This window comes from Streptomyces anatolicus, assembly GCF_019400875.1.
In the GTDB taxonomy this organism is placed as follows: Bacteria; Actinomycetota; Actinomycetes; order Streptomycetales; family Streptomycetaceae; genus Streptomyces; species Streptomyces anatolicus.
The window spans coordinates 1-3,351 of the sequence record NZ_WMBF01000610.1; the positions used below are offsets into that span (position 1 = coordinate 1).

The window sequence follows — 3,351 nt, forward strand, 5'->3', positions numbered from 1 at the left end:
GACCGGGCCCCCAAGCCCCGCCGAGCAGCGGCCCCGGTCAGGGCCGCCGGTACGGCGCGCAGAGCAGGTCGTTGTAGTTGCCGTCGTCCAGACAGATACGTACGAGCTGGGCACCGCCGACGATGTCCGCCGGGACGACGAAGCTGAAGCTCCTGGTCGTACCGCAGGCCATGTCACCGGGATCGGAGCCCCTCGTACCCACCAGCGCGCGGCTGGCGTCGTAGGTGCGCCCCCAGGTGAGGCGGCAGTACGCCTTGCCGGCCGAACTCACCGATTTGTGTGTTCCCTCCACGAGGACCGACCGGTTGTACCAGGTCAGCTTTCCGTCGGTCCACGTGTTCCCCACCTCGACGCGGAACGAGTTGGTGGGGTAGTCGGTGGCCTGTGCGCCGGCGGCGGGAGCGCCGAGCAGAGCGCCCGCTGTCAGTGCCACGGCGCCGACGGCGGCGGAGAGTTGCGTGCGCAAGGTGACCTCCAGGATGTGAGCCTGTTGCGGCTTCATATGCTCCTGGACCGGGATGCCGGGGCCCAGCTCTTAAGTCACGGCTTAAAGGGTGCGGTGAGCAGGGCGAGCCCCAGGGGGGTCACGAGGTGCAACACGGATCCGCCCCGGCGGCTTGTGGTGATCAGGCCCGTCTTGCGGAGCACCGTCGCGTGCTGACTGGCGGCCGCGGCCGAGACGTTGAGGCGCCGGGCCAGCTCGGTCGTCGTGCAGCCCTCCGCCGTCACGTGCAGCGCGGCGGCCCGCGTACGGCCCAGCAGGGACTCAAGGCTCGGGCCGGGGGAGCCGCCGGGGCCGGCCGGGCCGGTACCGGTCAGCGGCTCGCGCAGGCACGGAACGGTCAGCCGGGGCGGCTGCGCGGGGTCGAGCGGGTCGTACAGCAGGCTCATCGGGAGCGGCGAGAAGACGGTGGGCGTGATGATCAGCCCTCTGCCCTGGAGACGCACCTCGGTCCGGCGCGGGTAGGGCACTTCGAGCACGGGCGGACACCAGCGGACCGCTGGCGGGCCCAGCGACCGCAGCAGCAGATCGATGCCGCCCTCCAGCATCAGGTTCGCGTAGCGGGAGGCCAGCGCGACCAGTTCGGAGCGGCCCTTGTCCCAGTAGGGCGCCACGGTGAGCCGGTGGCAGGCGCGCACGGCGTCGGCGAACTCCCGCCGCGCTTCGCGGTCCCCGTCGGCGACCCGCCTCGCCCATGCCAGGTGCCGGGGGTGGAAGTCGAGGCCTTCGAACTCCCGCTGGATCCGGGAGGCGGGTGCGCGCAGCAGGTTGTCCACGGCGTGTTCGAGGGAGGGCGCGTCGCCCATCAGGGCCAGCAGGTCGAGCCCCGGCCCGCGCATCGGGACCAGGGACGTCAGCGGGCGCGTGTCCGCCCCCAACCGGCCCACGAGCGCCGACCGCCACTCGCGGAAGTGGGGAAGGTCCCGGTTCTGCCTGAGGAGTTCGAGGCTGTAGTACGTTTCCGCCGCGACTCCGATGGTCGCGGCCACGCGGGTCCGCGTGAGGTCTTCCGACGTGAAGTGGATCCGTAACACCGGCCGGCCCCCTGTCACCGCGGTGGAGCGTGTCTGCGCATCCCCAGACTGCCCCGGCCCGGCGCTCCCCACGCGGTGTCTTCCGGCCACCGCGCGGGGAGCGCCTTTACGGGGCGACGAGCCGGGGGGTACGCGGCCCGCGCCGCGAGTGAGGAACCGTACCGGCGCAGCAGCAGGACCGCCGTCGTGGCGAGGCCCGTGAGGAGGCCGAGCGGCAGATGCCGACCGTCTCCAGGCCGAGGGGGGCTGCGCTTCGTCGCCGCGGTCTACATCGCCATGAGCATGAACATGGGTTCACCCGGGAGTTGAGCCTCCGCGTGGCGCGCGCTCGGTGTCCCGGCCGCGCTGGTTATGGAGCACCCGCTTCAGAATGTGTTAGCGTCCTCACTCGTCAGTTCTGAAGCAGTTGCTTCAAAAAATCTCGGCACGTCGGAGGGATGTCCCATGCCACCTGCGGTCTACATAGTGGCGCTCGGCATCTTCACCCAGGGCACCTCGGAGTTCATGCTGTCCGGCCTTCTGCCGGGCATGGCGGACGACTTGGGGGTGTCGATCCCGGACGCGGGCCTGCTCATCTCGGCCTTCGCGATCGGCATGGTCGTCGGCGCCCCCCTGCTCGCCGTCGCCACACTCGGCTGGCCGCGCCGCACGGCGCTCGTCTGGCTCCAGGCCGCCTTCGTCGCGGCCCATGTGGTGGGCGCCCTCGCGCCCGGCTACACCGTCCTGTTCATCACACGCATCGTCAGCGCCCTTGTCTACGCCGGGTATTGGGGCGTCGCCGTGGCCACCGTGGTGGCGCTCGTCCCGGCGGCGGCCAAGGCGCGGGCGGTCGCCGTGGTGGGGGCCGGACTGACGCTCGCCACCGTCGTTGGCGTCCCCGCGGGCACGGTGCTCAGTCAGCACTCCAGCTGGCGCGCCGCGTTCTGGGCAGTGGCGGCGGCCACCGTGGTGAGCCTCGTCTGCACGCTGCTCGTGGTCCCGGGCGGCCGGGACGAGGGCGAGCGCCCCTCCGTCAGGGCCGAGCTGCGTGGCATGGCGCGGCCGCAGCTGTGGCTCTCGTACGCCATCACGGCCTTCGCCTTCGGAGCGGTCATCGTCACCTTCAGCTATCTGGCGGCGCTCCTGACCGAGGTCAGCGGCGTCTCCGCGGGATGGGTACCGGTGCTCCTCGCCCTCTTCGGCGTCGGCGGCATGGCCGGCATCCTGATCGGCGGACGCACGGCGGGGGCGCGCCCGCTCGGCACGCTGGGCGCCGGGCTCGGCGGGCTCGCCCTGTTCTCCGCGCTGCTCGCCCTGACCGCGCAGGTGACGGCCGTGGTGATCGCCCTGGTCTTCCTGCTCGGTCTCGCCGGTTACGTCACCAACCCCGCTTTGCAGTCACGGGTGTTCACGCTGGCGCCGGGGGCCCCGACGCTCGTGGGCGCGGCCAACACGGCCGCTTTCAACGTCGGCAACACCGTGGCCCCGCTGCTCGGCGGCATGGCCATCGACGCCGGGTTCGGCTATGCCTCGGTGGCCTGGGTGGGGGCCGCGCTGGCCGCCGCGGGGGTCGCCGGTGTGCTGTGGGCGGCGTACCTCCAGCGCCCGGGGGCGGGGCGGGCGCCGACGCCAGAGCCTCGTGCGGCCGTGATCGCCCGCGAGACCGCCAAGGCGGAGGCGTGAGCGCCGACGCGCGGGCGAACCGCGCCGCACCAGCCGCCTCCGCTGCCCCGGTAACCCCTGCTACCCCGGCAGCCTCCGCTTCCCCGGTAGCCTCCGCCGCGCCAGCCGCCTCCGTTACCCCCGTAGCCCCCGCTACCCTCGCTTCCCCCGCAG

The 3,351-nt window shown here is 72.7% G+C and carries 3 protein-coding genes; 1 reads left to right on the forward strand and 2 read right to left on the reverse strand.

What is annotated here, in order from left to right:
- Positions 1-37: 37 nt before the first annotated feature.
- Entirely contained in the window at positions 38-502 is a 465-nt protein-coding gene (locus GKQ77_RS30320) for a hypothetical protein (RefSeq protein ID WP_258022237.1), read from the reverse strand.
- Positions 503-540: 38 nt separating this feature from the next.
- Entirely contained in the window at positions 541-1,491 is a 951-nt protein-coding gene (locus GKQ77_RS30325; RefSeq protein WP_308117828.1) for an ArsR/SmtB family transcription factor, read from the reverse strand.
- 489 nt (positions 1,492-1,980) lie between these two features.
- Between GKQ77_RS30325 and GKQ77_RS30330 the strand changes: the two genes are divergently transcribed.
- The gene (locus tag GKQ77_RS30330; protein ID WP_219692325.1) at positions 1,981-3,198 is read left to right on the forward strand and encodes a Cmx/CmrA family chloramphenicol efflux MFS transporter; all 1,218 of its coding nucleotides are present in this window, start codon (positions 1,981-1,983) and stop codon (positions 3,196-3,198) included.
- Positions 3,199-3,351: the final 153 nt, after the last annotated feature.